Annotated in this window: 21 protein-coding genes and 3 pseudogenes; 19 read left to right on the top strand and 5 right to left on the bottom strand. The window is 36.7% G+C overall.

The window, feature by feature from the left end; translation table 11 throughout:
* Positions 1–32: 32 nt before the first annotated feature.
* The 19 genes and pseudogenes from R8695_RS15435 to R8695_RS15350 form a co-directional block, all read left to right on the top strand.
* Positions 33–1451 (top strand): plasmid recombination protein, encoded by a 1419-nt coding sequence (locus R8695_RS15435; protein WP_154779505.1) that lies wholly within the window; start codon positions 33–35, stop codon positions 1449–1451.
* A gap of 3 nt (positions 1452–1454) precedes the next feature.
* Positions 1455–1829: a TnpV protein gene (locus tag R8695_RS15430; RefSeq protein WP_154779506.1), complete on the top strand. Its 375-nt coding sequence runs from the start codon at positions 1455–1457 to the stop codon at positions 1827–1829.
* Positions 1830–2070: 241 nt separating this feature from the next.
* Positions 2071–2487: a YjdF family protein gene (locus R8695_RS15425; protein ID WP_117674939.1), complete on the top strand. Its 417-nt coding sequence runs from the start codon at positions 2071–2073 to the stop codon at positions 2485–2487.
* A gap of 47 nt (positions 2488–2534) precedes the next feature.
* Positions 2535–2732 (top strand): zinc ribbon domain-containing protein, encoded by a 198-nt coding sequence (locus R8695_RS15420; protein ID WP_008373560.1) that lies wholly within the window; start codon positions 2535–2537, stop codon positions 2730–2732.
* A 58-nt stretch (positions 2733–2790) separates the two neighbouring features.
* Entirely contained in the window at positions 2791–3123 is a 333-nt protein-coding gene (locus R8695_RS15415) for a DUF3784 domain-containing protein (RefSeq protein ID WP_008373562.1), read from the top strand.
* 41 nt (positions 3124–3164) lie between these two features.
* Positions 3165–3485 carry a DUF3784 domain-containing protein gene (locus R8695_RS15410; protein WP_008373564.1) on the top strand — a complete coding sequence of 107 codons (321 nt, stop codon included), beginning with the start codon at positions 3165–3167 and terminating at the stop codon, positions 3483–3485.
* Positions 3486–3635: 150 nt separating this feature from the next.
* Positions 3636–4121, top strand: a pseudogene (locus R8695_RS15405) (helix-turn-helix domain-containing protein); the annotation flags it as partial.
* A 138-nt stretch (positions 4122–4259) separates the two neighbouring features.
* On the top strand, positions 4260–5477 hold the full coding sequence (locus tag R8695_RS15400; RefSeq protein ID WP_308418792.1) for an AI-2E family transporter: 1218 nt from the start codon (positions 4260–4262) through the stop codon (positions 5475–5477).
* Between the two features lie 93 nt (positions 5478–5570).
* Entirely contained in the window at positions 5571–7313 is a 1743-nt protein-coding gene (locus R8695_RS15395; protein ID WP_154779508.1) for an IS1182 family transposase, read from the top strand.
* Positions 7314–7541: 228 nt separating this feature from the next.
* A complete protein-coding gene (locus tag R8695_RS15390; RefSeq protein ID WP_167515433.1) occupies positions 7542–8984 on the top strand; it encodes a sensor domain-containing diguanylate cyclase in 1443 nt (480 codons plus the stop codon).
* 247 nt (positions 8985–9231) lie between these two features.
* Positions 9232–9306 (top strand): annotated as a pseudogene (locus R8695_RS17910) (helix-turn-helix domain-containing protein); the annotation flags it as partial.
* A 6-nt stretch (positions 9307–9312) separates the two neighbouring features.
* Positions 9313–9768: an XRE family transcriptional regulator gene (locus tag R8695_RS15385; RefSeq protein WP_187002652.1), complete on the top strand. Its 456-nt coding sequence runs from the start codon at positions 9313–9315 to the stop codon at positions 9766–9768.
* A 1071-nt stretch (positions 9769–10839) separates the two neighbouring features.
* The gene (locus tag R8695_RS15380) at positions 10840–11505 is read left to right on the top strand and encodes an energy-coupled thiamine transporter ThiT (RefSeq protein WP_118509161.1); all 666 of its coding nucleotides are present in this window, start codon (positions 10840–10842) and stop codon (positions 11503–11505) included.
* A gap of 84 nt (positions 11506–11589) precedes the next feature.
* Entirely contained in the window at positions 11590–12051 is a 462-nt protein-coding gene (locus tag R8695_RS15375; protein WP_025580147.1) for an NUDIX hydrolase, read from the top strand.
* Between the two features lie 70 nt (positions 12052–12121).
* Positions 12122–12487 (top strand): fluoride efflux transporter CrcB, encoded by a 366-nt coding sequence (gene crcB, locus R8695_RS15370; protein WP_154779510.1) that lies wholly within the window; start codon positions 12122–12124, stop codon positions 12485–12487.
* A gap of 41 nt (positions 12488–12528) precedes the next feature.
* Entirely contained in the window at positions 12529–12963 is a 435-nt protein-coding gene (locus R8695_RS15365; protein ID WP_205730789.1) for a hypothetical protein, read from the top strand.
* A 348-nt stretch (positions 12964–13311) separates the two neighbouring features.
* Positions 13312–14244 (top strand): calcium/sodium antiporter, encoded by a 933-nt coding sequence (locus R8695_RS15360; RefSeq protein WP_154779511.1) that lies wholly within the window; start codon positions 13312–13314, stop codon positions 14242–14244.
* A gap of 76 nt (positions 14245–14320) precedes the next feature.
* The gene (locus R8695_RS15355; protein ID WP_154779512.1) at positions 14321–14941 is read left to right on the top strand and encodes a DUF3786 domain-containing protein; all 621 of its coding nucleotides are present in this window, start codon (positions 14321–14323) and stop codon (positions 14939–14941) included.
* A gap of 126 nt (positions 14942–15067) precedes the next feature.
* A pseudogene (locus R8695_RS15350) lies at positions 15068–15559 on the top strand (hypothetical protein); the annotation flags it as partial.
* Positions 15560–15628: 69 nt separating this feature from the next.
* Here R8695_RS15350 and R8695_RS15345 read toward each other — a convergent pair.
* The 5 genes from R8695_RS15345 to R8695_RS15325 are packed head-to-tail and all read right to left on the bottom strand — an operon-like array spanning position 15629 to position 21713.
* Positions 15629–17134, bottom strand: coding sequence for a response regulator transcription factor (locus R8695_RS15345; RefSeq protein WP_167515434.1), 1506 nt, complete (start codon positions 17132–17134; stop codon positions 15629–15631).
* Positions 17103–18914: a sensor histidine kinase gene (locus R8695_RS15340; RefSeq protein ID WP_154779514.1), complete on the bottom strand. Its 1812-nt coding sequence runs from the start codon at positions 18912–18914 to the stop codon at positions 17103–17105. The genes R8695_RS15345 and R8695_RS15340 overlap by 32 nt, the downstream gene beginning before the upstream one ends.
* A gap of 20 nt (positions 18915–18934) precedes the next feature.
* Positions 18935–20005: a Gfo/Idh/MocA family protein gene (locus tag R8695_RS15335; RefSeq protein WP_118509167.1), complete on the bottom strand. Its 1071-nt coding sequence runs from the start codon at positions 20003–20005 to the stop codon at positions 18935–18937.
* Positions 20006–20016: 11 nt separating this feature from the next.
* Positions 20017–20838: a carbohydrate ABC transporter permease gene (locus R8695_RS15330; RefSeq protein WP_167829731.1), complete on the bottom strand. Its 822-nt coding sequence runs from the start codon at positions 20836–20838 to the stop codon at positions 20017–20019.
* Positions 20835–21713 (bottom strand): carbohydrate ABC transporter permease, encoded by an 879-nt coding sequence (locus R8695_RS15325; RefSeq protein WP_025580160.1) that lies wholly within the window; start codon positions 21711–21713, stop codon positions 20835–20837. Before R8695_RS15325 ends, R8695_RS15330 begins: the two co-directional genes overlap by 4 nt.
* Between the last annotated feature and the right edge of the window lie 37 nt (positions 21714–21750).

The raw sequence follows: 21750 nt of genomic DNA, 5'->3' as shown, positions 1-21750 counted from the left end.
GGCACTTGCTCAGAAAAGAGGTGAGAAACATTATGATAAAACGAACAATTAGCGGTATGATAGGGAAAGGTTCTTTGGCCCATAACAGGAGAGAGTTTTTCGCAGAGAATGTAGAACCGGACAGAGTACAATTAAATATTTGTTACCAGAATGAAAATCTGAAGGAAGTCTATAAAGAGTTATTTGATGATGCTGTGGGGAGATACAACATCGGAAAAAGAAAAGATCGGCAGATTACAAATTACTATGAAAAAATTCGGCAGGGAAAACAAGAGAAGTTGTTCCACGAAGTGATTTTTCAAATTGGAAATCGAGAAGATATGGCTGTCGGAACAGTAGAAGGAGATCTGGCTGTAAAAGTGCTGGATGAATATGTAAAGGACTTCCAGAAACGGAATCCAACGCTACGGGTATTTGGGTGTTATCTACATCAGGATGAGTCTACTCCACATTTACATATTGATTTTATTCCTTATGTGACTGATTGGAAAGGAAAAGGAATGGACACCAGAGTTTCGTTGAAACAGGCATTAAAAAGTCTTGGATTTCAAGGTGGAAATAAGCATGATACAGAGTTGAACCAGTGGATGAACCATGAAAAAAAGGTCCTGGCAGAGATTGCAAAACAGCATGGCATTGAATGGGAACAGAAAGGTACTCATGAGGAACATTTGGATGTTTATAACTTCAAGAAGAAAGAGCGAAAAAAGGAAGTACAGGAGCTGGAGCAGGAGAAAGAGTATCTAACTGCAGAAAACGAAGAACTGACAGCACAAATTGCGGAATTCAGAGCAGATATCCAGATTTTAAAAGACGATAAGGAACAGGCAAGCAGGGAGAAACAAGAAGCAGAACAAAGGGCAGAGGACGCAGAAAAAGAAGTAAAAAGTCTGGAAGAGCGTCGAGATGTGCTGCAGCCGATTATGGATAATGCCAGTAAAGAAATAAAAGAATATGGAATGATTAAGACGTTTTTACCGGAGGCAGGAACATTTGAACGTGCAGTACCTTACAGAGAAAATAAAATCAAGCCATTGTTTATCAAGATGAAGAATCAGATTGCTGCATTAGCTGGAAAGGTTGTAGAACTTAACAAAACGATAGAAAGCTGGAAAAACAAATATCAAAAATCTACGGAGAAATGTGATGATATCCAAACGCAGTTAGATGATGTGCGTAAAGAAAATGGAAAATTATCAAATGATAATCAACGTTTACAAGAGATTTCGGACAGATATGACAGAGTGGTGCGTATTCTGGGAATGGAAACTGTAGAGGATGTGGTGCAGCAGGACATTAAAGAACAAAGGGCACTGGAAGAAAAACGGCGAATGGAGCAAATGCCAAAGGGAAGCGTTCTGAAACAGTTGGAATGGGCAACTCAAAAGAGCCAGATTGAAAACCAACAACGTAAGAAAAATAAAACAAAATACAAAGGATTGGAGATTTAGACTATGAAAAAACAGATTTATGATGAGAAAAATGGAATGAGCTATACGTTGCATGGAGATTACTATTTGCCGGATCTGGTTTTAAGAGAAGAAGAACCGACATATGGAAAATATGGAATGTTACGAAAGCAGTTCTTAAAAGAACACAGATCAGCAAGATATCAATACATGTTATTGACCGGAAAATTGAATGAACATCTGAATCAGATCGATCAGGAAGTCAGAGAACAGGTGGAAACGCTTATGGAACAGATGACAGAAAAACAGGGTGTAACTGAAGAATTAAAGGCACAGGATCAGATGGAGTGGGTCAGGCTGATGAATAATATAAAAGCTAGTGCAGAAGAAATTGTATTGAAAAACATGATATATGTGTGATTGCGAGGGGGATAAGACCGCTTTTTTACATTTTTGTATATTAGAATAGAACTTTAGAAAGCACTATGGTAAAATAAAGTGAAGGTAAATTGAAAGTTATCAAAACAAAGATAAAAACGCAACGTGCATCTTTGATGTGCCAGAGCCGGTAGGTAGCCCGGCCGTCCTATATAAATAGGGTAAGTAACCTGCCCCTCCGGGTTGTCCATTCTTTGTTCAATAAATTTTAGGAGGGATTTTTATGGACAAAGTAAATGGAAGATTGACGGTATATTTTGAAGAACCATTTTGGGTAGGCATATTTGAGCATATTGAAGATGGTAAATTATCTGTGGCAAAGGTAACATTTGGCGTAGAACCAAAAGATTATGAAGTGCAGGAATATATTCAAAAATACTATTTCGGTTTGAAATTCAGTCCGGCTGTTGAAGCTATTGTAAAGGATATAAAAAGAAATCCGAAACGGATGCAGCGTTCAGCAAAAAAGCAGATGCTGGAAACTGGCATTGGCACAAAATCGCAACAGGCGTTGAAATTACAACAGGAACAGAACAAACAGGAGCGTAAAGAAAAAAAACGAAAGAAAAAAGAGGCGGAAGAACAGCGAATGTTTGAACTAAAACAGCGAAAGAAAAGAGAAAAGCATAAGGGACATTAAAAGTCCTTTGAGCTTTTTCTCAAATTCGGGATTTGGAGGTATAAACAATGAGGAAATGTGAAAAGTGTGGAGCAAGTATGAAATTAGATTTAAGACTTAAAGTTAATGGCGGTGGCTATGGGATGGTTGTTCGTGTAGATGAAAAACAAAAGGCGACAACTATAGATGATGTTAGAGTTGCAGTCTGCCCAGAATGTGGTTATACAGAAATGTATTTAGAGGATTTAACGAAATTGAAATCTTAAAAGACAACTTTCAAATTTTTAGAATTAAGAAAAACGGAATTTAGGGAGGGGTCTATAATTGAAATTAGCAGATTTAGCAACAGGTTCTGATTGGATAGTGTGGATTGTCTTTGTAATATTTGCTGTACTTTCTATAGTTTTACTTTCTGGACACGGAAGCTGGTTTATTTCTGGATATAATACAGCTTCAAAAGAAGAAAAGAAAAAATATGATGAAAAGAAGTTATGCAGGACAATGGGAGTTGGAATGTCTATTATAGCAATTCTTGCATTAATTATGGGCTTGCTTGAAAATATTTTGCCTGCATTTTTTGTATATATTGCATTGGGAATCATTGTAGTTGATGTCGTGGTTATTATCATTTTAGAAAACACACTATGCAAAAAGTAATAACTTCTGGTTTGAGGAATTGACTGAAAGGAAGGCATTATATGTTCTATATTTATATTATTTTTGACTTTGCAATGGCAGTGATTATGCTTTTATTTGGAATATGGTTTTATAGGTCAAAAGGACAAGCATCCAAATTCTTGTCTGGTTATAATATGAAATCAGCAGAAGAACGAAAAAAATATGATGAAAATGCTATGTGTAAGGCATATGGGAAGAGAATGATGTTTATGTCAATTCCTTTTATTGCTGGAATGATTATAGATATTTGGCATATAGGAATCGGTTGTTTAATTGCATGGGTGATATGGTTTGTTATGTTTATTCTGCTACTTATGGATAGACATAAAAGAGAAGGTTAATTTATAGAGGAATAGAATGCTTTTGGGGTGAAAATACCGTTTATTTGTTTTAGACATACGATGTCCGGTTGAAAATTAGCGGATTCTCGTTTTATGTCGTGGTAATTTTGATACATATTGGTAAGCTGTAAGTGGAAGAGAGGTAGAGACATGGACACAAAAAAGATTGGAGCTTTTTTAAAGCAATGTCGTAAAGAAAAGAATCTTACGCAAGAGCAGCTTGCCGAGAAGTTTGAGGTATCTGCAAGAACAGTTTCCAGATGGGAAACAGGAATAAATATGCCAGATCTCAGTATACTTGTTCAACTTGCTGAATATTACGATGTTGAGATGAGAGAGCTCCTGGATGGAGAAAGGAGCCAGACTATGAATAAAGAGATGAAAGAAACACTGGACAAAGTTGTGGTGTATGAAGGATGGGTGAAACAAAAAGCATTAAAGGCTGGAAATCTTGCATTTGCATCAATGTTTGTGATTAGCGTGTTAGCGATTATTATTCAGATGTTATTAACTGTGGATATTCGCTTGGTTTTAGGAGAGACAGCAACTGCTTTGGTAGGAGGAATCCTGTACGCCTCTATTATGGTGTACAATGGAATATGGGATAAATGTTTGCCAAAAAGTGCTACTATATGGTTTCCATAACTTATTTAAAGTGGAAACTTTGAATCTGATGCAGCTTGGATGTGTATATTTATATGCTTTTGCAAGCCTTCTGATTATTCAATTACTTAAGTGTATACGTATGAAACTAAGAAAAAGAGGGGAAAGATAGTGGATTTAAGTAGATGTTCTATGAAAAAAATTCGAGAACTGATTGTGTTTACGGCATTTCTTGTAGTTGCTTTGTGGAAATTCGATGTGGTGATTGAAGTGCTGAAGTCAATATGGAAAATTGTGTTTCCTTTTGCGCTTGGTGGTGCAATTGCCTTTGTGATTAATGTACCAATGAGTTTCCTGGAAAAGAAAATGCTCGGAAAGATAAAAGAAAACAATAAAATAGGAAAAAAAGCTGCGAGACCGATAAGCCTGCTTCTTACAATTATATTGGCAGTAGGTGTAATGGTATTGGTAATGTTTGGTGTGATTCCACAGCTTACGCAGACTATGGGAAATCTGATGACGAGTATTTCAGATTTTATTCCACAGATGCAAAACTGGATTCGAGAATTTTCACATGATAATCAGGATATTATGAAATTGGTAGATCAGCTGCAGTTTCAGCCTGATCAGGCAATTAAATGGGGAATAAGTCTTCTTGGAAACGGAGCCGGAAATATGATGAATACGACGATGTCAGCAGTAGGTTCCATTGCCAGTGGATTAGCGACCTTTTTTATTTCGTTTTCCTTTGCATGCTATATTCTTTTTCAGAAGGAAAAATTACATTTACAGGTAAGAAAAGTGATTTTCGCTTTTATTCCAAAACAAAAAGCAGATGCAATTCTTAACATATGTTCGCTGACATATCGGACATTTGCAAATTTTCTTGCAGGACAGTGTCTGGAAGCAGTAATTCTCGGAATGATGTTTGTTATCACGCTAAGTATTTTAAAAATGCCATATGCACTTTTGATTGGAATTTTGATTGCGTTTACCGCATTGGTTCCTATCTTTGGAGCCTTTATTGGCTGTGCCGTGGGAAGTTTTCTGATCTTTATGGTAAATCCAAAACAGGCAGTTTTATTTATTATAGTTTTTCTGCTTTTGCAGCAGATAGAAGGTAATCTGATCTATCCTCATGTGGTTGGCGGATCAGTAGGACTTCCATCAATTTGGGTGCTGGCGGCAGTTACAATCGGCGGAAATCTTATGGGAATTATAGGTATGCTGATTTTCATTCCACTTGTATCGGTATTTTATACTATATTCAGGGAGTTCGTATATCTGCGCCTAAAAAAACAACATATAAAACGAGTAACGAGAACGGATGTGGAAGAGTATGCGGAGGAGGAAATTGCGTCATCCTTTATTGTGCCGAATGAAAAATAATGATATGATACAAATATAAATGAAGTGTAAAGTGCGAAAAAAAGATGGCTAACGACAACCATCTTTCTCTCCGTTACATGTTATAATATAACTATGCTAACAACTAATTATTATAACGATTTTTTTGAGTTTGGGCAACAGAAAATTAACTTTAGTTTCTTCGAATTGAGTTTACCTGACGACGATCCAGTCTATACCCTGAAAAAAGTGATGGAGGAATTAGATTTTTCTGGCTTGTTAGCCAATTGTTCAGATAAGGGAAGAACCGGGTACAACCCAATTATGATGTATGCTGTAGTTATCTATGCAAATATGCGTGGAATACGTTCTGTTGACCGTATTGTTGATCTGTGTGAAAGAGACCTTGCTTTTATCTGGCTGACGCGCGGACAAAAACCGAAACGTGATGCTTTTTATGACTTTAAAAACAGGAAGCTGACATCTGATGTCCTGGATGACCTGAATTACCAGTTTATGCGGCGGCTGCAGAAAGAAGGGCTGGTCACATTAAAAGAACTTTTTATTGACGGTATAAAGATAGAGGCAAATGCAAACCGTTATACTTTTGTATGGCGCGGAAGCATCAATTACCATCTGGCAGGACTTCTGGACTCTATCGATCAGCTTTTTGAAAAATATAATTCTTTTTTGCAGGAGAATGATTATGGAACAAAGTACGGGCTGGGAAATGCACAGATGTTTGTGATCGAAGGGATGGATAAAGTCCGGGAAGTGATCGAAAAGAACAGAAAACGAAAGCTTGTAAAACATAAAAAGCTTTCAAATAACCGTATTATAGAGATCGATAACTGTTCACCGCTTGAAATACGGAAACTCCAGAACAATCTCACGATGATCGCAGACAACGAGGGAATCGAATTCGTTTACGGAAAAGGAAAAAGAAAACCTGCACTTCAACAGCTGCATGAGGAACTGGAACAATGCGGAAAACGACTGATGGAATATAAAGAATGCTTTGAGATCATGGGAAAAGACAGAAACAGTTATTCCAAAACAGATCTGGAAGCGACTTTTATGCGTATGAAAGAAGATCACATGCTGAACGGACAGTTAAAGCCAGCATATAATGTTCAGATTGCGGTAGAGAATTATTTTATCGTACATGGATATGTAAGCAGCGACCGCACCGATTATAATACCCTGATCCCGGTCCTTGAAAAACATAAGAATGCTTTCGGGAGTATTCTGGAAGAAGTAACTGCGGACAGCGGGTACTGTAGTGAAAAAAATCTGCTTTATTTAAAACGGAATGAAATATCCAGTTATATAAAACTGCAGGATCATGAAAAGCGAAAAACACGCGCTTATTCAGAAGATATCAGTAAATATTACAACATGAGGACAGGGATCTTTGAAGATGAACAGTTCTATATCTGCCATGACGGACGTGAACTGTGGCATCTCAGGACAGAGAGCAAAGAGCAGGATGGATATACACAGACCTTTGAGGTATATGGTTGTGCAGACTGCAGTGGATGTGAACATAAAGCGCACTGTTTGTATAAGTATGATGCGGAAAAAGATGCCGAAAAGAACAAAGTCATGAAGATCAATGAACAATGGGAGGAACTGAAAGAAAGATCGCATGCCAATATCCAGAGTGAACGCGGGATCCTGAAACGCCAGACACGTTCCATTCAGACGGAAGGACATTTTGGAGATATCAAGGAAAATGAGAACTTCCGGCGTTTTAATTACCGTTCAGCAGATAAGGTATATAAAGAATTCATGCTGTATGCTATTGGAAGAAATATAAATAAATATCATCGTTTTTTATACGAAAAACTGAGAAAATTTGAAGGAAAAACTGCCTAGAAAAAATGCGGCTGAAAAAATCCAAACAAGGATTTTTTACGGCCAAAAACAGAAAGTATTTATCAAAATAAAAATATCCTGAACAAGTTTATTCCAATAATTGCAACAGTTGTACAGTCCTTTATTTATGGATTTGCTATAACCAATTTAGGACTGGGAATAGGTTCAGTCGTAATGTTTGCTGCATATATGTATGATTGGTCTCATAATGGGGATGAACATACGAATATGATTAATGACAGCAGATTTGATGCTGTTATTATGTTTATCATAATGCTACTTAGCATGAGTGTTTCCATCATAGCATGTGTGAATGTGATTCAGCAGGTAACTAAGGAAAACTCTGAAATACAGAGCAGAACAATTGCGCAGATGGTTTCAGCAAAGATTGAGAATGAACTTATTAATCCAATTACTGTTTCTCAGACGATTAGCAGTGATATTGATATAAGAACCTACATAGAGGGGAAAACCAGAGAAGAGGCGGAGAGTGTCAAAGACGATATAACTAATCGTCTGGTATCCATTGGTAATGAATTTGATTATAAAATGGTATTTGTTGTTTCGGATAAAACAAGAGCATATTATACATATAATGGAATAAGTAGGTATCTTGATGTTGAAAATGACAGCCATGATATATGGTATAAGGATTACTTGGATTCAGGGAAAAGATATACAGTTAATGTTGATACTGATGAAGATAATAACGGGAGTCTTTCGGTGTTTATTAATTACGGTATTATTGACACGAATGGAGACATTTTGGGAGCATGTGGTGTCGGAGTTGATATGAATGACCTTGTAGACATACTTGCCAGGTTCGAGGAAGAATACAATATCAAAGTATATTTAGTTAATCATGATGGACTTATACAGGTTGATACGGATGTAAGTTCTATAGAAACAGGCTACTTGGATAATTCATATTTTGGCAATATATCAGATGATGATTTTTATTATCAGTTATCGGAGAATGGCTGTTATATGACCAAGTATTTCGAAGGATTTGATTGGTATATAGTAATAAGAGATAATAATCCTGTTAAATTGGATGAAAATAAAATTATACTTCCAATTGTTTTAATCTTTATTGCAGGCGTATTAATAATGGCAACTTCATTTGTTATTATTAGTATGAGAGAGAAGAAGGCAAAGGATGCATACAACAGAAGATATGAAGCATCTATAAAGGACGAGCTTACAGGCTTATATAATAGACGAGGGTTTGAAGTTGACTGTGAAATAATCAAGAAAAATAATAACTTAATAGAATACGTTCTTATTATGATGGATTTGAACGGTTTAAAAGCAGCTAATGATAATATTGGTCATGAAGCAGGGGATGAGTTAATTATTGGCGCTTCGAAGTGTATGGATAATGCATTCTCAGGTCTTGGAAGGACGTATCGTGTAGGTGGCGATGAGTTTGCTGCATTACTGAGAGGAACGAGAGAAGAAGCACAGGATGCAGTTAAGACATTTGATTATTTAACTGAAAACTTCCAGGGAAATCTTATTTCTGAACTTAGTGTGTCTAAGGGAGTAGTTGTTTGTTCAGAACATATAGAACTTAATTTTGAAGAAATTAAGGCAATGGCTGATAAGTTGATGTATGCAGATAAGGATGAATATTATAGACGAACAGGAAAAGATAGAAGACGAGTTTGATTTATAAATTGATATTTAATCTATGTAAAGAACCCAACAACTTTCAGTTTGTATAATTGAAAAAATGAAAAACGCATAGACAACTGTGTCTATTAGTGAAAATACGACATTTCTCGCTTTGTGTCGTGTTATTTGCAGATAACAGATTCTATATTTGATGATGAAAGGAGGAGTTGAGGTGGACCAAGTAAAAATCGGGAATTTTTAAAAAAAACTTCGCAAAGAAAAAGGCATTACACAGGAGCAGTTGGCAGAAATATTAAATGTCTCTGGAAGGACCGTATCCAGATGGGAAACCGGAAACAATATGCCGGATATCAGTATTCTTGTGGATATTGCAGATTATTATGATATCAGCATTCCTGAGATTATCAGTGGAGAAAGGAAAAGCGAGATGATGAATGAAGAAGAAAGAAAAATTGCTAAAACAATGTCAGATTATGCAACTACAGAGAAAGAGAAGATTTTTAAGGAAATGAAGCTCCAAAGTGTCATGGGAGTTTGTGCATTGGTTCTATACTGGATTCTGCATGAAACAGGTGCATATATGTATAATGATGTGTTAGGAAAGCTTGCCGGCTATTGTGAGACCTTGGTATCTGTGTCAGTCATAATGATGGCAGCATTTACGACAGGATCTTTAAGCAAGGTGCGGAGCAAGAGTAGGAAAGTTTTTGTGTTCGAAAATTTCCCAAAACCTATGCAATTAGTTGTAACTGCAGTTGTTGCTTTTGGTGGAGCTGCTGTGATCAAGCTGGTACTGGTGTATTTTTTCGGCTTATAAGTATTTTCAAATTCGTATTACATACTATGGAAAAAGAACTTTTTGACATTTCCACAGATGCGTGCTAATATGATTATAGAAAAAGAGTGCTACCGATAGACGGTTAGTCCGTTTTACTATTTAGAATATCTATCAAAGATAACCGCTTAGTTTACCAGACCAGGGCGGTTATTTTTGTGGTTTATGATTATCTTTGCCTAATGTATATCCGATACTAAAGCAGGTTAAGTCGAAGCTCACTACTGCTATGAAGTCAATAATACTCATTGGCTTAGCCCTCCTTTCCACTGGATTCCTTTACAGGTTTCTATGTAATCAGAGGGTCACAGGTCTCCGTTTCACTTCGGTCGTTGCAAAACGAGTGCCACTGGCACTCTGCAACCCTCTGTTGAAGGACTAACCGCCTACCGTTATGGTAGCACCCATTTTTCGATTATAACAGTTAAAAATTACCGGTGCAATATAAAGTTGGTAGAGTAGCATCTGTTAGCCGTGGAAGAGAATCTTTTTGACCAGGGCTTCTGGTGCCAAAACGGTGCCAAGAAATCAGGCGAATAAAAATAAATGGTGCAATTCAGCCGTTTTTCACTGTATTTTGGAGAGAAAACCATAAAAAATATGAGGTAAAACGGGATTAAAGTATCGTGAAGGTGGACGTACTGTAGGATCAGGACGTGTTGCTACAGTTATCGAATAATGTCCGACAAGTAATGAGCTGTGCAAATTCGTAGAGTAATGTCCGGTGGAAGCTTGCTCACACAAAGACATTAGTCGGAGAATTTATAGGGCGAATGCCCGACCGAGATGGAGCGAAGCGAAATCGAGGATACACTGTGGTCTATATAAAATATATTGAGTACCGCAAGGTACATGTGTCCAAACGTAAGATACCCCGGAACCGTAAGGTTTCCGGGGTTTTTCTGTTGAGCTGAGAGAGTAATTATTTGTGGATTTTCAATAAGAAAGCAGGAACAATTGACGAAGAATGATAAAATCCTTATAATAAATTAGTATCTGAACAACAGATAAAATCAATTACACAAAAATCAATAACAAGAGGGAGGTCATTTTATGTTTGGTTTTATGGTAACTACTGATGGCGGACTTACAACTGCCGGATATGTGATTACAGTTATTGCCGGAATCATTTTGTTTTTCCTGGCGATTTATTTTGCAGGGAAGAATTCAGACAAGAAAAAGCTTACCACAAGACAACTGGTATTCTGTGCCGTAGCTATTGCACTTGCTTTTATTACGTCTTATCTGAAAATCTTTAAACTGCCGTGGGGAGGAAGCGTCACTCTTTGCAGTATGCTTTTTATTGTTCTGATCGCAAACTGGTATGGAGTTGGAACAGGTATTATGGCTGGGTTTGCTTACGGAATCCTGCAGTTTATCCAGGAGCCTTATATACTTTCATTTTTTCAGGTATGCTGTGATTACATACTTGCATTTGCTGCACTTGGCCTGGCAGGATTATTTGCAAAACAGAGTCATGGACTTCTGAAAGGATACATAATAGCTGTAATTGCCAGAGGAGCTTTTCATTCTCTGGGCGGTTATCTTTATTGGATGAGCTATATGCCGGACAATTTCCCGAAATCTCTGACAGCCGTATATCCGATCTTATACAATTACAGCTATCTGCTGGCAGAGGGCATTATCACGGTAATCATCATTTCAGTACCTGCGGTGTCGAAGGCACTGACCCAGGTAAAGCGTGCCGCACTGCAGTAGTTTGTTTTGTCTGGCAACAGGGATGTGTCGTTGCCCGGTACTCAGAACATTTGGTATGGTAATTTTGTTTAGGGAAGTGTAAGAATGACAATAACGACTTTATGCTATATAGAAAATAATGGCAAATATCTGATGCTTCACAGGGTAAAAAAGCATAATGATATAAATGAGGGAAAGTGGATTGGAGTTGGCGGACATGCAGAGGGCCAGGAATCCCCGGAGGAATGTCTTTTGCGTGAAGTGAAAGAAGAAACAGGATTAACACTGACATCATATAAACTTCGAGGTCTGGTTACATTTATAAGTGATAAATGTGAACCGGAGCTTATGTGTGTGTTTACGGCCAACGAATATATCGGTGAATTAACAGAATGCAATGAAGGAGAACTTTACTGGATAGATAAAGCTGTTGTGCCGACACTTCCCACATGGGAAGGTGACAGAGTTTTTCTGGATTTGCTTCTTTCAGGAGATGAGCGATTTTTTTCTTTAAAATTGCAGTATGAAGGGGAAAAACTCGTAGATAAGCAAGTAAATTTATATTAACCGAATAAACTGCGAAGCAGTTATTTGGTATAGAGCCGCGTAGCGAAGCGGATGATTTTGGAGAGATAAAATGATGAATTGTTTGGCAGTAGGGCTGGGTGGTTTTGCAGGAGCAGTATTGCGGTATCTGATCGGGCTGATTCCCACAGGAGAAACCATGATTTTTCCGGTAAAAACCTTTTGTATCAATGTGATTGGATGTATTGTGATCGGAGCAATCACAGTACTGGCGGCGAAATTGTCTGTTCCGCCAAGGATGATTTTGTTTCTGAAGGTGGGAGTCTGCGGTGGATTTACCACATTCTCAACCTTTGCACTGGAATCGTCGGAGCTGATCCGGGATGGACATATGGGAATAGCTCTGTGTTATGTATTACTTAGCGTGTTGGTAGGCGTGCTGGCGATTTTTGCAGTGGAATATCTTACTGTAAGATAAGCTGCTTCCTGATTCTGGAAAATAAAGACCCTTTTTTCAGTATGCGCAATTACCTGCTGAATGGATATACGGAAATTTTTGGTGCAGAAATCGGAACTCTGATTTATGGTGCAGGAAAGGGCATTATCCGTTCTTTTCAGGATTTTGATCTGTGTGCGGAACCCTATATGAAACATCCGAAGAATACAATTTATTATTTCGGGGATTTGGATTATGAGGGTATCGGTATATACGAAAATCTGGCAGAAAAATTTCGCAGCAGATGGAAAATCCTTCCTTTTGTGCCGGCATATCAGGCTATGCTTGGAAAAGCAGAACAGATAACTGAACTTCCGGAGACAAAGGAGCATCAGAACAGAAATATCAGTACACAATTTTTCTCCTGTTTTGATGAAATAATGGTCAAAAAAATGGAAGCTGTTCTGGATAAGGACAGATATATCCCTCAGGAAATTTTAAATACTGCAGATTTCTGATGCAGATTCTGACACAGGGAGGTGGCTTCTTTGTTGCTGAGAACGGAGTGAACAGTAACTGGCTTCTTTATATTATGGAGAATCTTATGATAAAAAATAATTGATTTTTAAGAGCCAGTCTGTTAGAATATACCTGTGAAAAGGGAGTAGCTTACCGAGTGGATTCGGTTCACTTCTTCGTCAGGACAGTTATTGAAACATATAACTCGGAAAGTGATGAAATTGCGAGACTTTTACTGTGAATGCAGTAGGAGTCTCTTTTTTTATACCTACTGCAAAATAAATGTATTCCCGGAATCTTTTTATATTGGATTTTGTGAGTACGTAATAAAAGAAAGAGAGGTAGAGATGATGTTTTTACAGGTTATTATTTTGCTGGCAGGTTTTTTGTTTCTGGTGAAAGGTGCAGACTGGTTTGTGGAGGGTGCAGCCAGTATTGCGAAAAAGCTGGGAATTCCACAGTTGATCATTGGATTAACTATCGTAGCAATGGGAACCAGCATGCCGGAGGCAGCAGTCAGTATTACTGCTGCAATAAATAAGAATGCAGGTATTACCATTGGAAATGTAGTCGGAAGTAATATCCTGAATATTCTGATCATCCTGGGAATCACAGCAGTAATTACGAATGTAGTGATTCAAAGATCCACGCTTCTTTACGAAATTCCGTTCATGATAGTGATAACAATTGTTTTGCTGATCTTTGGTATCACAGGTTCAGAGGTGACTTTTATTGAAGGTGTGATTTTCTGGATACTGTTTCTGATATATTTGGGATATCTGTTTGTGATGGCAAAGAAAGGGAACGATCAGGAAGAAGCAGAAGCAAAGGACAATCCGGTATGGAAATGTATGCTCCTGATGGTGATCGGTGGAATTCTGGTTGTAAAGGGCAGTGATTTTGCAGTCAGCGGAGCAACGGAAATTGCCCGTTATTTTGGCATGAGTGAGAGATTTATCGGGCTGACAATTGTTGCACTGGGAACATCTCTTCCGGAACTTGTCACATCAGTAACAGCAGCCAGAAGAGGAAATGCAGGAATCGCCATTGGAAATATAGTCGGAAGCAATATTTTTAATATTTTGTTTGTTATTGGTACAACAGCACTCATCTGTACTGTGCCGTTTGAGAGCAAATTTATTATTGATACTGTAATTGCAGTTCTGTGTGGAGCAATACTCTGGATTGGTACATTCAGACATAAAGAATTAAGAAAACCCTGTGGTGTGGTTATGCTGTTGTGTTATGCCGCATATTTCCTGTATTTATGTCTGGTATAACGAATAATTGCTTTTCGCAACCTCCGCAGGGGACTTACTTGATTCGATTAAAATAAGAAATGGAATAAAGTATATTATGGATAATTATGAAAAACAGGTATATATAGGAAGAGAGTTGTTTTTAAAATATGATCAGGATAAGCTGATAAAGAAATATGGTTTGAAACACGATGAAGAATATCTGTATTTGAAATATATTGGAACAGAATATCGGATCAATCGCAGAAACGGTGCTATTGAATATGCCACAGGCGAAGAATGGACGGACTGCAGAGAATATACAGTTGTTATGACAATCTATGATTTTCTCTGCTGTTCCGGGCAGGAGATACTGCCTCCTCTTACCGGGCAGTGGCAGCCTGTGGGCAGGTTTGTAACTGCCGGGAGCAGTCCGTCAACAGATCCCTTTGTGGAAAAGTATGTAAGAGCATTTTCCGGCAAAGTGGAAGAGGTAAAGCAGGCCTGTATCTGTCTGTGCGGAAAGCAGAGGGAGCGTCTGGCAGGGGCAGATCTGACATTTGAAATGCCTGTTCTTCCGGATTTCTCTGTGTTGCTTCAGTTCTGGGATGGGGATGAAGAATTCCCGCCAAAGATCTTATTGTTGTGGGATAAAGTATCGTTATCATACCTTCATTTTGAGACGACCTATTATCTTCAGGGGGATCTTCTGAAGGCTATACTGCAGACAATCGGCTGAATACACTGCAGCCGATCCCTCGGAGGGGATATATGGAATCGGATAAATATGTCCCTCAGGACATTTTAAATACTACGGATTTCTGAGATGTAAAATTATAAGAAGCAGTGTAATAAGGAGGCAGCTTTGCAATACGAATTTCTGAAAAACTTTCCAAAACGAATGAAAAATGTAGGTTTGTACGGTGTCCTTATCCAAAACAGTATTCAGAAGACATCTTGGAAACAGTTTGGCTTTCTGAAATTTGATGAACAGATGAATCTTATTTTTGCAGTAATGCTTTATATTATGGAGCAGTCTCTCCGGGAAGAGAACTGTACTATGGATGATATAGGCGCCTATATTGATACTGTCAATACCAGGTATCTGGGTAAAGAAATTTCCTATGATGACTGCAGAAAATTAGGAGATTTTGTTGTCAATGTGATCTTATCAAATGAAGGCCGCGCTATGTATTTTGACGGCTATGATTTTGAAGAGAACGATTATCATATTATGCATATCAGCTATGTGGCGAACCGGATCGTGTATCTGGATCAGGAGGTTCGCAGAACCTCTTATTATCTTACAGATGACGGATACAATCTGATACTTTCCACCCTTGAATCCCAAAATTCAAATATATAAAAAATCGCAGGACTTGAAAATATTGTTCTGCGATTTTTTATTTGAATTAAAAAAATATTTTTATGAATTAATTTTTTCTGAACGGATATATTCTTTAGGACTTACACCTGTGATTTTTTTGAAAACCTTTGAAAAGTAGAGAGAATCTTCGTATCCCACTTCATTGGCAACCTCTTTAATTTTTAACGAACTATTTGTCAGAAGGAACTTGGACTCATCAATTCTTGTTTTTACCAGATAATCCATTGGGGTTAAACCATAATAGGTCTTAAAAATACTAACTATGTACGATGGGACAAATCCGAAACGAGCTGCCAGTAATTGGTTGGTAATATTAGTCCGAAACATTTCGTCCAAGTAGTTTTTTATTTTTAAAGCAATTATTTTCTTGTCTCCGGAGTCATACATTGCGATTCCAAAAATATCTTTTAACAAGAAATTGAACTCCTTAAGTAGTTCTTTTTCACTATAATAATTCTCCAGAATAAACTGGATATCTTCTTCAACTTCAAAAAATTCTCTGTTTCCAGGATATAATTTATATATTTCAGATACAAAGTATTTGATGTTGCGCAAGGCTTCTTTTTGGATGATTGGACGCATAGTAAGTAAGTGAAGCAATTGAGCAAAAGATTCGATTATGTTATCAATATTTGTATTTTTACACTGAAGTATCAGATAGTCGATTTTATTTCTGAGATCAGAAAAATCTTGTCTGAATTCTTCAGAACTGTAAATTAAAACAGAATTTTTTAAAAAAATCATATGTTCACGGGTGTATTTTTGTAACAAATGATATGTTGAAAAAATATCAGGAAGCTCTACGGTTTCTTTATAATATACAACCGTAACAATAATATCAGAACATTTTACTTTTCTAAAAAATTGATTCAAATGATTAATATCGGGAATACTGTCTTTGCGAATAAAGATTAATTTTTCATTAATGTTTTTTCCATCTACAAGCCAGAAGTTTTCAGGAGGAACAATAAGTGAAAATGCTTTTTCCAGATCCATGTTTTTAAAGATTTCCTGATAATTTCTTTCATTTTCATAGAGACACATGCCAAGAGAGACCAGTAAAATACTGTATGAGGAATTCACTTCTGAAGGTATTTCCTTTGTTGGAAACATTTCAAGTCCTCTTACCGCATCTGTCAGATTTTGAACCTTTTCTTTAAGGTACTGTTTTTGGATTTTTTCTTCTATTTTTTCTAATACCAGTTTTAATTCCTGGACCTTTAAGGGCTTTAATAAATAATCAATAGCATGGTTAGTTATTGCGCATTTTACATATTCAAAATCTGTATATCCACTTAAAACTACAGGCAATACCGATAGCTTTTCATTAGAACAAAAGTCCAGTAATTCTTTACCGCTTACAATGGGAAGATTCATATCTACAAACATGACATCAACAGGATGTTCTTTCAGATATTGTAGTGCATCTTTCCCATTGTCGATGGCGGCTACTACAGTAAAGTTTTTATTGGTTTCTTCTATCTTTTGACAGATACTCCTCTGAATTGGAGGCTCATCTTCCACAACCATTACACGTATTTTCATAGTTCCCTCCAACTGTAATGCAAGTTCCGTTAGGATTGCTTTGTATATCAAAAAGCATATGATTTCCATAGGTAAGATACAATCTTATATAAACATTTTTTATAGACAAACCGCCGATTTTCATCTCTTTCATAAGCATTCTTACATCGCGACTACGCATCTTAAATAATTCTAACTTTAAATTTTCCAGTTCTTGCGGAGAGATTCCACATCCATTATCCTGAATCTGTACTTCCCAACATTCTTCGGTGCAATAGATTTGAATATTAATTTGCCAGGGAAATTCTTTATTTCGAAAGCCATGTGCAAAACAATTTTCAAGAAGCGGTTGAATGATAAATTTGGGTAAATGACAATTTTGAATTTCACCTACATAGGACATTGAATATTGAAATTTATCTTCGTATCGTATTTTCATTAGTTCAAGATAGTTTTCAGCATGTAAAATCTCACCATCTAAATTTCCAAAATCTTCGGAAGAACTGATATTATATCTGATCATACTTGAAAGTTTATCGCAGATTTCCGGTATCTTTTCACACTCGGAAGTACTGGACATTGCTGAAATAATTGTCAGGATGTTATGAATAAAGTGAGGGTTCATCTGCGTTTGTAATGCATACATCTGGCACTGTATTTCGTTTACTTTGCTGGCCATTTCTTTTTCCATGGACAGTTTTAAATTTTTTATCAATTCGTTAAATGCATTATTTAACTGCCTTAATTCATCTGTTTCATCACAGATCACAAGAGGTATTTCCTGTAAATTCTTATCAACCTGTAATCCGGTTAACATTTCACACATCTGAACAATGGGCTCAGTTGTCCTCTGGATAATAATTTTTTGTGCTAAAATCATGATAGTAATTAAAGAAAAAAGTAGAAAGATTCCCCAGGTAAAAGTAGACATAAGACTATGAATCAGGCCTGTGTTTTTTGATACAATCAGAACTTTTATTCCATATTTTTCAGAGTCCCAGAGTTTACAGTACAATCCTCCTTGCAAATTGTTAGTTTGTCTCAGAAGTGTTTTTATTTCTGATTCTTTGCGATTACTTTGAAAGGAATATAGCACATGGTCATTTTTCTGATCTAAAACAAAACATTCCGTTTCTTTTCCAAGGAGTTTTCCAAGACGTGCGAAACTATCAATCTGAATTTGAACCTGTGCATATCCAAGACATTCGGAAGGTATTAACTGATAGTTTTTAATTTCACGCAGTACGGAAATTGTTGGTGATATTTCTCGCATGTAAGGATCAGAAGAATCGACTCGGAATAAACTGCCTTTTCCTTTTTGATCTACGAAATAAGATTGTGTATCTGTAAAAATATCAGGGTTCGGACAATCTTTTTTCAAATATCCAAAATCCACAGCTTTTCCTACATAAGTGATATCCTGATTGGAATTAAATAAACTGATACGTTTTAGAATATTTTGCTTTAGCATATAAGAAACCAGATGTTGTTTTATAGTATAATCAACATCTGTATTTTCAACAAAATAGTTTTTTTCATCGTGATATTCCTGAAGTCCGCTGAATGCATCAATAATTTGATAATTTGCAGCAATTTGCAGAGCAATATCATCGGCAAGCCGAAGTGTATTATCAATTTGAGTGGTGATTCCTCGAAGTTGAACATCAATTTGTTCTTCGAATTCTGCTGTGCTGGTTTTGATGACATAACTGGAAAATACCATAGTTAGTATGATAAATAGTATTAGCATAATGAAAATGCTGCGCAATAAAATTCTCTTTTGAAATTGATATTTCTTCAAGTCCTCACCCCTCGTGATTCTTAAAAGCCCCAGGGCTGTGTTTCTGTTTTTACTGTTTTTTCGCTTTCAATTGCCTGCTCAAGCATAAAAGATAAATAAGTATCCTGAAGTGCTTCGCGTAATGAATAAAATTCTGTTCCGTTTTCTGTGAAGTTTTTCATACATGCAAGGCAAGACGCTACGGCAATTTCATCATCGTTCATTCTTGCGGGATAAAAAGGATTTTGATAAACTTGTTTATCTAAAAATAGAATTCCCTTGTGTGCCCATTCGCTATTATTATTTATGCCTACGTCTACTCTTTGGAGAGATTGTTCTATTGGTTGATTGGAGGCATTTAGAAATCTTACAGTATTGTCATTAATTTCACCTCGAACACCACGAACATTCCAACGTCGTGTACGAATTTGTGAAAAATACTGTTCACCTTCAAAATCTAAAAAGGCGTTTTTTCCATTTTCAAATTGCATAAAAGCCCAGTCTCTGTCTTCCTGAATAATGGTTCCACTTTCATCAAAACCATTTCGACCATTGGTAGCAGTTACTTCTGACCAGAATTTTTTTCCCTGAATGATACAATTTTCGTATTTAATACCGAGAAATTTTCGGAATATGCTAACTGCATGATATCCGTGAAGTGCAGATAACATAACGCTGGAGGTTGTGCCTAAATAACCCTGCTTGATAATATCTAATATACTTGCGTAATAAGGCTGGAGGAAATATTGTTCTACGATTTGTACACGACCATTATATTTTTGGGACAATGTCCATAATTCATTTAATTCTGCGACATTTTTTCCAGGAGGTGTTTCGCAGAGTACAGGAATTCCTTTTTCCATTAATTGTACGAGATAATCCTTTGCAATTTCCCGTGGAACGCAGAGGACTGCAAAATCTGGCTTTTGAGAAAGTGCTTCGTCTAAATCAACGGTAGTAAAAATATGTTCCTTTGATGCAACTTCTTTTGCACGAGCCTCTGTACGTAATACACCGGCACATATTGAAAACTGTTCTGGTAAAAGTTTTGCAATCCGGTAATAAAAATCAGCTCTCCAACCATATCCAATAACCATATAATTTGCTTTCATCTGTTTTCACCTTATCCTTTCACAGCACCGGCTGTCATACCGGCAATAATATGTTTTTGAAGAATTATAAAAAAGATTAACATTGGCAATACGACCAGCATCAATGCAGCAAACACATATTGCCAGTCTCTGTTGTAGCGTCCAAAAAAGCTGTAAATTACCATGGAGATAGTTGATTTTTTTGCAGATCCCAAATAGAATAACGGAATCATAAAATTGTTCCATACATCAATAGCGGTAATTACAACGTTAGTTACCATGATTGGCTTTAAAATTGGAAATAATATCTTAATAGTCATTTGCCAAAAATTACAACCGTCCATTATGGATGCTTCATCAATCTCTCGTGGTACTCCCTTTACAAAGCTACAGAATGTCATAACAGTAAAAGGAATCCGTAATGAAATAAAGATACAGATTACAGAGAAAAAAGTACCATATATATGTAAATATTGCAACAAAAAGAAAATAGATGCAATCTGTAAGGTCAATGTAAGACCAAAGATAAAATAATAATAAATTCCCTGCGATAATTTGTCATTTCGTCTGGAAATGACAATGCCGGCTATTGCTCCCAAAAAAACGGAAATCACCGTTACGGGAATAGTAATAATAATACTGTTAAGATATCCCAGCCATATTTTTCCAGATTCCAATACATGAGTATAGTTGGAGAAAAGCCATTTTGATGGCAAGGCAAGGTCAAATCTTGCTGCTTCTGCCTGGGTTTTGAAAGAACCCAATCCCATCATAAAAAATGGTATTACGTATAACAATGCCAAAGCAACCATGAATAAAAAAAGAATACATTTTCCTGCGCGTTTTTTCTTCACATTTCTACCTCTCGTTTCGTAAAATAACGATTCATAGTAAACGATATGATTACTACAATAACTGCCAGAATGACACTTCCGGCTGATGATTCCCCAAGAAATCCGAGACTGAAGGATTGATAGGTATAAGTTGCCAGAACCTGTGTGTCAAAACCTGGACCTCCATTTGTGAGTACATAAATAATATCAAATACTTTTAAACCACCAGCAATACTTAGTGTCACAACAACGGTCATTGACGGAACAATTAAAGGAAGCGTGATGTTTTTTAGCTTTGCAAAAGCAGAGGCACCATCTAAGGTAGCACTTTCATAGTAATCCTCAGGAATTGCCTGCAGACCGGAAATGAAAATGAACATATTGAATCCTGCCCACATCCATGTCTCTACCAAAATTACACTTCCAATAGCAGTGCCATAACTTCCAAGCCAATCATGAGTTAAGTTGCTTAATCCTATCATTTGAAGGATATTATTGAGTAATCCTTTATTTGCTAAAATAGATTTAAATAACACTCCGACAACCGTGATACTAATTACACAGGGAGCATAATAGATGGTTCGCATAATTCCTCTTCCGGGTATTTTTTTTACCATAACAAGCGCAAGAAGAAAGCCGACTACTGTTTTTAAGATGGTAGTTGCCAATGCAAACAAAAAGGTATTGCCAATAGAACGCAAAAAAACAGGATCTTTTAAAAGTTCGATGTAATTGGCAACTCCATTAAATGCGGGTGTATATAATCGGCCCATATTCCAGTCTGTAAAAGAACATACCAAGCTGATCACAATGGGAACAACGGAAAAAACAGTGTATATCAAAAGCGCTGGAATAAGCACCCATAAAGGATAAATTGATTTCTTTTTTTTGGGCATATTAGATCTCCTTAACAGAAAGGAACTAAAGCTCTCT

The organism is Blautia luti, assembly GCF_033096465.1.
GTDB classification, from domain to species: domain Bacteria; phylum Bacillota; class Clostridia; order Lachnospirales; family Lachnospiraceae; genus Blautia_A; species Blautia_A luti.
Note: the sequence above shows the minus strand (reverse complement) of the source record. Positions and strands in the feature narration are given on the sequence as shown.

What these genes read in the sequence shown, in the direction of transcription:
- R8695_RS15410 (WP_008373564.1), top strand. Translation starts at nt 3,165, where the DNA reads ATGTTCTATATTTATATTATTTTTGACTTTGCAATGGCAGTGATTATG.
- R8695_RS15390 (WP_167515433.1), top strand. Translation starts at nt 7,542, where the DNA reads ATGATTAATGACAGCAGATTTGATGCTGTTATTATGTTTATCATAATG.
- R8695_RS15325 (WP_025580160.1), bottom strand. Translation starts at nt 21,713, where the DNA reads ATGCCCAAAAAAAAGAAATCAATTTATCCTTTATGGGTGCTTATTCCA.
- R8695_RS15435 (WP_154779505.1), top strand. Translation starts at nt 33, where the DNA reads ATGATAAAACGAACAATTAGCGGTATGATAGGGAAAGGTTCTTTGGCC.
- R8695_RS15375 (WP_025580147.1), top strand. Translation starts at nt 11,590, where the DNA reads ATGACAATAACGACTTTATGCTATATAGAAAATAATGGCAAATATCTG.
- crcB (WP_154779510.1), top strand. Translation starts at nt 12,122, where the DNA reads ATGATGAATTGTTTGGCAGTAGGGCTGGGTGGTTTTGCAGGAGCAGTA.
- R8695_RS15365 (WP_205730789.1), top strand. Translation starts at nt 12,529, where the DNA reads ATGCGCAATTACCTGCTGAATGGATATACGGAAATTTTTGGTGCAGAA.
- R8695_RS15345 (WP_167515434.1), bottom strand. Translation starts at nt 17,134, where the DNA reads ATGAAAATACGTGTAATGGTTGTGGAAGATGAGCCTCCAATTCAGAGG.
- R8695_RS15420 (WP_008373560.1), top strand. Translation starts at nt 2,535, where the DNA reads ATGAGGAAATGTGAAAAGTGTGGAGCAAGTATGAAATTAGATTTAAGA.
- R8695_RS15360 (WP_154779511.1), top strand. Translation starts at nt 13,312, where the DNA reads ATGATGTTTTTACAGGTTATTATTTTGCTGGCAGGTTTTTTGTTTCTG.
- R8695_RS15425 (WP_117674939.1), top strand. Translation starts at nt 2,071, where the DNA reads ATGGACAAAGTAAATGGAAGATTGACGGTATATTTTGAAGAACCATTT.
- R8695_RS15430 (WP_154779506.1), top strand. Translation starts at nt 1,455, where the DNA reads ATGAAAAAACAGATTTATGATGAGAAAAATGGAATGAGCTATACGTTG.
- R8695_RS15380 (WP_118509161.1), top strand. Translation starts at nt 10,840, where the DNA reads ATGTTTGGTTTTATGGTAACTACTGATGGCGGACTTACAACTGCCGGA.
- R8695_RS15355 (WP_154779512.1), top strand. Translation starts at nt 14,321, where the DNA reads ATGGATAATTATGAAAAACAGGTATATATAGGAAGAGAGTTGTTTTTA.
- R8695_RS15335 (WP_118509167.1), bottom strand. Translation starts at nt 20,005, where the DNA reads ATGAAAGCAAATTATATGGTTATTGGATATGGTTGGAGAGCTGATTTT.
- R8695_RS15395 (WP_154779508.1), top strand. Translation starts at nt 5,571, where the DNA reads ATGCTAACAACTAATTATTATAACGATTTTTTTGAGTTTGGGCAACAG.